At 66.0% G+C, this 7,128-nt stretch carries 8 protein-coding genes; 3 read left to right on the forward strand and 5 right to left on the reverse strand.

All coding sequences use genetic code 11. From position 1 onward, the window contains the following. Positions 1 to 1,061: 1,061 nt before the first annotated feature. Positions 1,062 to 2,015 carry an MYG1 family protein gene (locus tag E1J50_RS25475; protein ID WP_132256995.1) on the forward strand — a complete coding sequence of 318 codons (954 nt, stop codon included), beginning with the start codon at positions 1,062 to 1,064 and terminating at the stop codon, positions 2,013 to 2,015. 538 nt (positions 2,016 to 2,553) lie between these two features. Here the strand turns inward: E1J50_RS25475 and E1J50_RS25485 are convergent. Together E1J50_RS25485 and E1J50_RS25490 are read right to left on the reverse strand one after the other, a co-directional pair. Continuing rightward, the gene (locus E1J50_RS25485; RefSeq protein WP_132256997.1) at positions 2,554 to 3,132 is read right to left on the reverse strand and encodes a carboxymuconolactone decarboxylase family protein; all 579 of its coding nucleotides are present in this window, start codon (positions 3,130 to 3,132) and stop codon (positions 2,554 to 2,556) included. Continuing rightward, a complete protein-coding gene (locus E1J50_RS25490) occupies positions 3,132 to 4,352 on the reverse strand; it encodes a YbfB/YjiJ family MFS transporter (RefSeq protein WP_132256999.1) in 1,221 nt (406 codons plus the stop codon). The genes E1J50_RS25485 and E1J50_RS25490 overlap by 1 nt, the downstream gene beginning before the upstream one ends. 78 nt (positions 4,353 to 4,430) lie before the next feature. On the opposite strand from E1J50_RS25490, the gene E1J50_RS25495 reads away from it, so the two are divergent. Together E1J50_RS25495 and E1J50_RS25500 are read left to right on the forward strand one after the other, a co-directional pair. Then, positions 4,431 to 5,309 carry a LysR family transcriptional regulator gene (locus tag E1J50_RS25495; protein ID WP_207919297.1) on the forward strand — a complete coding sequence of 293 codons (879 nt, stop codon included), beginning with the start codon at positions 4,431 to 4,433 and terminating at the stop codon, positions 5,307 to 5,309. A 91-nt stretch (positions 5,310 to 5,400) separates the two neighbouring features. Further along, a complete protein-coding gene (locus tag E1J50_RS25500; protein ID WP_132257003.1) occupies positions 5,401 to 5,592 on the forward strand; it encodes a ComEA family DNA-binding protein in 192 nt (63 codons plus the stop codon). A gap of 186 nt (positions 5,593 to 5,778) precedes the next feature. Here the strand turns inward: E1J50_RS25500 and E1J50_RS25505 are convergent, their stop codons facing one another. From E1J50_RS25505 to E1J50_RS25515, 3 genes are all read right to left on the reverse strand, one after another. Then, positions 5,779 to 5,979 (reverse strand): hypothetical protein, encoded by a 201-nt coding sequence (locus E1J50_RS25505; protein WP_132257005.1) that lies wholly within the window; start codon positions 5,977 to 5,979, stop codon positions 5,779 to 5,781. Between the two features lie 12 nt (positions 5,980 to 5,991). After that, positions 5,992 to 6,228, reverse strand: coding sequence for a hypothetical protein (locus tag E1J50_RS25510; protein ID WP_132257007.1), 237 nt, complete (start codon positions 6,226 to 6,228; stop codon positions 5,992 to 5,994). Positions 6,229 to 6,984: 756 nt separating this feature from the next. Continuing rightward, positions 6,985 to 7,128, reverse strand: a 144-nt coding sequence (locus E1J50_RS25515; protein WP_281024601.1) for a sigma factor-like helix-turn-helix DNA-binding protein, incomplete at its 5' end; no start/stop codon positions are given.

A 7,128-nucleotide genomic window follows, 5' to 3' on the forward strand; every position in this document is an offset into this window, starting at 1 on the left:
GGATTGGGCGCACCAGCATCACTGATCGGCTCATCTCGTTCGATTGCCGGAGGTCGCGGCGGAACACCTCCGCGGCACGAGGGCCCGCTGGCATAGGAGGCCTCCTGTGTGGCAACCTCGCGGCTGGGCCGCGGTTCGGAGCGCTAGTGCGTCGGCTCTGGCCGACGCTGGCAACGAGCGTGATCGGATCCCGAGTCGCAGCCGCCTATCTGCACGGCACGTTCGGTGGCCAGTCCATCGTCGCCTTGGGCTTCGCCCTGATCGCGTCTGGCGTTTAAGGGCTTGCTGCCCCCGCCTTGTCGTAGCGCCGGGCCCCGAGCCTTGGTTGGCTCCCCTGGCCGGCGCCGCAACGAGGGTGGTGACGGCCGCCACCGAGGTGTCCTCGATCCCAGCTGCGCCGTTTCTGGGGTCGCTAGGCTTCATCCGAGAGGATCTTATTCAAGCGCTCGGGCTGTCATGCACGGCGTCCACCATCGCACTCGCCGTTGCAATGGCCACAGGCAGGACCCTGGGCGTGGGCACCGCTGGGGCTTCAGTCTTGGCGCTGGTGCCTCCACTCCTCGGCATGAGACTTGGCGGATGGGTGCGCGGTCGGGTCAGCGAGCCCGTCTTCCGGCGCTGATTTTTCCTAGGGCTTTCTGGGGCTTGGGCTTCATCTCGCCTCGCGGGCCCTGATCTACCCGGAACAATTGCCATTGTGTCGGTTGCGGCAGGATGTCCGCCAGGGGTTACTTTGACGCCTTCTCCTCAACCGCGCTGAACGTCCGCTCTCCCACCTCCCAAGCCTCAAAGCGGACGAGCCGCTTACGGCCAACATCGGTCGTCTGCAGCTCAAGGTCGGGCTACTGGAAAGCGGACGCTCCTCGAACCTGTCGCAAGCCGATGAACGAATCGTACCTGCCATCGCCAGCAGGGTGGTTCTCAAGCGAGGCGCTCAAACTGATCGGGGTTGATTATTTTTCCGGCCAGCTTTGCGCTTCGGCTAGGAGCGAAGCCGTATTTGGATCAGGACGGATGGCACGCTCCGGTCCATTCAGACGAAGCGCCGACCGGAGAAGGTGATGCCGCCATCCACTCCACGGCTGGTCACCCATAGCGGGACCTTCCACCTCGATGACACCTTCGCCTATGCCGTCCTTCGGCTGGCACTCAGCCTGCGTGAGGTTGGGCGAGATCATGAGCTTGTTCGAACCCGCGACGAGGCTGAGATCGCGCGGGCCGACTTGGCCTGGGACGTAGGAGCAGCCTACGAGCCCGCAGCGGGTCGTTTCGACCATCATCAGCGTGGCGCGCCGGTGCGGGAGGATGGCACGCCCTTCAGTTCAGCCGGGCTGGTCTGGCGCCACTACGGTGAAGCCGCCGTACGGAGCGTGTCGGGCCCGCCTGATACCGCGCAGTTCGATGCGCAAGTCGGAGCAGTGATCGATCGCGAGTTGGTGCGGCGCATCGATGAGACAGACAATGGCGTCGGCAGTCCCGGAGATGCCCTAGGCCTTGCCGCGATTGTTGAGGACTTCAACCCAGCCTGGAGCGCGCCCGCAGTTGGTGATCGCACAGCGGAAGATGCAGCCTTCCTGCAGGCAGCAGACCTGGTGCAAGCCTCCCTGAAGCGGCGCATCGATGCAGTACGGGCGCGCCTAGCCGCTGAAGCTGCCGTTCTCGACGCTCATGCCCGGTCGACGGATCCGCGCGTGCTAGAGCTCAACCAGAAGATGCCTTGGGAAGGAGCGGTCTTCGCGCATGCGCTCCCCGTTCTCTACGCCGTATATCCGGTCTCGAGCGGCAACTGGATGGTGGATGCCATGCCGCCGGAGCCTGGCTCGTTCGCTCAGCGCCTTCCGCTACCAGAGGCTTGGGCCGGCTTGCGCGACGCTGAACTGGCTATGGCCAGCGGTGTGCCCGACGCCGTATTCGCCCACTCTCGCCGCTTCGTTGGAGCAGCCCGTTCGCGCAAAGGGGCCTTGTTGATGGCCCGCAGAGCCATCGAGATCGGGCGGAGACCGGCGAGCACCTGAGGAAACTGCTGTGTCCGTCTCCGTCAGACCGGGAGAAGCCCCTCAGCACTCGGTTGCGGCCTTGCTCTAGCGAAGCTCGTAGCAGTTGACGATGACGCGTTGGCTCCTCGTCACATCGTACAGGGTGGAGCACTGCACGAGGTGCTTCACATCCTTCTTCCGGAACAGGATCAGAGAGGTTCGCACGTCGAGGTTCCCCGCATATCCCGCGATCTCCTAACCGTCACCGAGTAGGCGTTCGATCGTGATCGACGCCTCAATGGCGGATGCGAGGCCGCCAAATGCGAGAACCATCAGAAGGCCGAGGGAGAACCGCATCGTGACCTCACACCCTCAATGATCGCGTCGACCTTTCCGATGGCGGCGCACGGAAAGCATCGAAGCCCTGTTGGACTGCGCTGAAACCTGTCGGCTCGACAAGCTGATCAGGTTCGGAGCGCCCGCGCGAACTCGATAACGGCTCGATCCAGCACGCCATCTGGCACACGTAGCTGCCGGTAGATGGTGACGTGGTCTGCCTGCGGAACCGAAAGCTGGATCATGCAGGCCCTGGCGTGCGTGCCACGTTCATCAGCCAACACACCATCACGAAGTACCCAACCAGCGTCAGCAGCTCGACCGTCCCCGCCTCGCCCCAGGTCCGAATAGCATTGGCGTAGGTCTCGTCGTTCAAGCGATGCTGACCGATGAGTTCCGCAGCAACGGTACGCGCAAGTGCGAGGTCGCTGCGCAGGTCGTCCGGTAGCGCCGTACCCCGCTCAATGGCAGCCAGGGCAGCCGCGGGCACGCCGGCGGCCTCGGCCAACGGCAGGTGCATGTCCCACTCGAACACGTTGGACACCTCACGGGCCACCACACAGATCGTCCATTCGCGCAACGCATCATCGAGCGTCCCTGCGTAGCGCAGCGTCTCGCCGACCTTGGCGACCGCCTGCAGGAGCGGCGGGCGGTGCAATAGCGGCCGAAATGGGCCATAGACGCCGCGGCGTGGGCCGTTGATCAGCTCGTCGGCAGCGGCCTGCTGATCTGCGTCGAGCGTGTCCGGCGGCCCCAGCCGCTCGGATAGACCGGCTTCCGGGAAGGCTGGGATGGCGGTGGCGGAACGGTTCGGGCTCATCAGGCTCGCCTCAGGCTCTTGAACGAAGGTTCGGCATCGCGCCACAGCCACAGCGCCGTGAGCGCCAGGAGCAACGTGGCCGCCGCGCCGGTCCAACCCAGCGCATCCCCGCCAGCCCAGCGGCCCGGACCGAGCGCGCGGACGACCAAAGGGCCTGCGATCTGCCCGGCAGCGAAGGCTGCGGTCATCTGGGCCAGGAGCGGCGTGGGATTGTCGGGCCGCACTTCACGCGCCAGTTGCAAGCCGGCCATCGTGGCAACCATGAACGTGCCGCCGACGAAGATCGCCGACGCGGCAATTGCCCAGAGGGCCTGCACAACCAGGGGCAGCGCGGTGCCGAGCGCCATGATGCCCTGGGCCATGGCCCAGATTCGTTTCCGCGGCCAAGCCGCTAGCCAGCGTGCCACAGCCGCGACCGAGAGGGCAGCAGCCAAGCCGAACAGCGGCCAAGTCAGTCCGAACACGAGGGGATCGGGGGCTAACTCGCGGGCCATGGCGGGCAGGAAGGTTGCCGGCACGATGTAGCCGAACCCGAAGGTGCCGTAGCAGAGCACCAGAGCCAGGTGCCCACCGCGGCTGTCCAGCGCATCTGCCGTCGCCTCACGCTCCTCCATTCGCACTGCGGCGGTACTCGGCCCTGCTGACTGCGCCCAGACGAGAAGCGCGCCTGCCCCGGCGACGAGCCCCAGCTCCAGCCACAGCCAGTCCGCCGGCTGACGTCCGCCGAGCCAGGCCAGCATGCCGGCAAGCGCAATGCCGAGCCCGACCCCAGTGTAGATCCAGGCTCCCAGTTGCGAGACCTGACGCCTTGCGAGTTCGGCCAAGCACCAGCTGCTCGCGCAGACCAACGCCCAGGCACTGAACACGCCCGCCGCCGCGCGCAGCAGGACACCGGCAAAAGCACCGGGAATGGCATCGGCTCCCGCGGTCGCCAGGGTTGTCAGCGCTACGCCTATGAGGCTCAGCAGCAGGCCACGACGCGGGTTGCCGGAGAACCAGGAGGCGGTCAGGGCACCGACAAGGTAGCCGCCGTAGTTGGCAGCCGCCCACTCCGCGCCGGCTGCAGCGCTCAAGGTGCCGTCGCGCATCATCAACGGCATCAGCGGCGTGAAGGCGAAGCGCCCGACGCCCATGGCGACGGCGAGTGCGACGATGCCGCTGCCAACGACCGGCCAAGTCGGGTGGGGGTGGGGCGGGGGAGAAGGACGTGTGATGCTCATGGGACGAGCCTATCAAACACCCTCCGCTTGTTCTTGGAAAATGAATTCTCCTGACATATCATTCTTCATATGAGAACGATGGATCTAGACGACCTGCACATCTTCCGCAGCGTGGTGCGGGAGGGCGGTGTGACGCGCGCGGCGAACCTGCTGCACCGTGTTCCGTCCAACGTGACGACCCGGATCAAGCAGTTCGAGGAGCGGCTGGGTGTGACGCTGTTCCGCCGCCAGGGACGAAGCCTGACCCTCACCGAGGCAGGCCGTACACTGCTGGGCCACGCCGAGAAGCTGCTGCAGATGGCTGACATAGCTGAGCAGGAGGTGCGTAGCGGCGTCGTGCGCGGTGTGCTGCGGCTGGGCTCTCTGGAAAGCGCAGCCGGCGCGAGGTTGCCGCCGATCCTGTCAGCTTTTCACGCACAGCACCCCAACGTCACGATCGAGCTGCAAACCGGCACGACCCGCACGTTGCTGCGCCTGCTCGACCGCTTCGAGGTCGAGGCCGCCTTCGTGTCGGAGCCCTTTGAGAAGGGCAGCCTCTCTGCGCTTCCGGCCTTCGACGAGGAACTGGTGCTGATCACCGCCAGGGGTGGTCCGACGATCCGCGAAGCTGTCGCGCTACGTGGGCAAACACTGGTGGCGTTCCCGCATGGCTGCTCCTATCGCCAGCGCCTCATCGAGTGGCTGGCTGAAGGCGGCGTGTCGCCGGACCGGGTTCTAGAGATGAGTTCGTACCACGCCATTGTGGCGTGCGTGGCGGCCGGCACAGGGGCGGCGATTGTTCCGGCGGAGGTGCTTGATCAGGCCGTGTTGAGCACGGCCGTGGAGCGCCATCCGCTGCCCCCGCATCTGCGGGTCAACCGCACCCACCTCGTATGGTCGGGTGAGGCCAGCGCGTCGTTGCAGGCCCTGATGGGGCTACTGCCCAGCGCGGCCGCCAGTCAGCAGGCGCCTGCGTGAAAGTGCCGACGCTGCCCGTTTCACGAAGTCAGGACCGGAACGTGTGCAAGCTGCAGGCGTTGCGGTCGGACCATGACTCGGGGCAGGTCCGATGGTCGATCTCAACACGGCGACCGCCGAGGAGCTGGACAGCGTGCCTGTGCTGCGAGGTCACGGATTTGAGATCGTGCGTTACCGGGAGGAGCGGGGCCGGTTCACCAGTCTGCGACAGCTTGATGAGGTTCCGGGTCTCAGTGGCAAAACAGACGGTATCGCGGATCAGGTCACAGTCTCGGAGAGCTAGGCCGCACACCGAGCTTACGCGCCACTCGGCCGGCTCCCGCAAGGATGTTTGGGAGCGGAGAAGTTGCCGATCATCCCAAGACGGCTGCTGCGCGCCCATTTCGGCTGTTCAGCCGATCCAAGCAGCACCCGAGAAGCGGACGTTCGTCAGCTGGGCATTATGGAGCATCCCGCCCGCCTCTGCGCTTCAGGAGCTGTCGCGCAACATGGCGGCTGCCTCCTGGAGAGCTGCCTCTCCCTCGGTGCGCGCCTCCTCCTCGCTGGCCAGCGAGTAGCAGGATCGCCGCACGACGTGGTCACGATCGCGGATGAGCCAACGATAGCGGCTCGGGTCGTTCTCGCAGGGCTCCACCTGCAGGACGAGGAGAGCCGCACTGTCCGCAGCCATCGTCATAGTCTCCTATTTGGCTGACTGGTCGGCCTCAGCGGCGGGTGGGCAGTCCGGGAACGGCATCCAGTCGGTGAAGGCGTCGGCCGCGTAGCTGTGCCGGCAGGAAGCGACGTGCCAAGGGCGGGCATCGCCGAAGCGCTCCGGGTCCCAGCGGATCACGGCGCGAATGTCGGGCTCGTGCCGGTTGATGGCCACGATCCACCGGCCGTCCTGCGGGGCCCGATCCATGGACCGCCAGCTGGCCATGACACCCTCCTGCCCTGTCGTGCTCGACTGTCAGGAACGCTCCAGGGGTCGAGACCGTTTCGGGCCCCTCTCAGGCGCACCGCCTGCTCACGAGGCTCATGTGAGGCGCCTCCCATGGTTGGTCTCCCATGGCCCGCATTGCCATCCTCATCGTCACCCCAAAGGGGCTTCGCCGCATGACGCTTACGAACCCATGGCTGCCTCGACCCTTCCGCGTCCCATGCTTGCATGAGCCACAGCTTCATGCCCTTGCCAGGCTGCTTGAGAGTACCTGTCCTGCACCGTCTGGCCGGGGCGTGCCGGGCCAGCTCCGCACCGCTGTGAAGCGTCTGCACGCGCACGAGGCGGATCAGGAGTAGCCGCACCACAGCCTTCGCTGGCACGCATTATGAAGCGCCGCCTGGCCCGCCATGCCGGATCAGAATGCTGCGATGCACGTTGATGTTACCGGGATTAACATCACGAGGCGCAAGATGGCAGCTCTAGAGGTCGATCCGACTGAGGTTGAGGCTCTGGCGCAGCTGGCCCGCGTCATGATCGAGAGAAGCCTCGAGCGCACAGAGGGAGATGGGGCCGCCTTCTGGCACGCCGTGTCGCTGATCTACCGACGCGGTTTGCCCGCCCCTGCTCCAGTGCCGGCGTCGGAACCACTCGATATCGCCGCATAGACGAGCCAGAGCGCGGTGCAGGCTCTCTCTCAACCCCGTGTAGGGTTTGAACGTCAGGGAGCGTCAGAGGCGGGCCTGAAGTCAGCGCCTAAGCGGAGACCCGGGTTGCGGGCATCCCGAGCAGGCTCGTCAGGACCGCGCGCGCCCGGCTCACCCGGCTCTTCACGGTGCCAACTTGGCAGCCGATCACCTCGGCCGCTGCCTCGTAGGTCAGGCCCTGCGCGCCCACGAG

The organism is Methylobacterium segetis (genome assembly GCF_004348265.1).
GTDB lineage: Bacteria > Pseudomonadota > Alphaproteobacteria > Rhizobiales > Beijerinckiaceae > Methylobacterium > Methylobacterium segetis.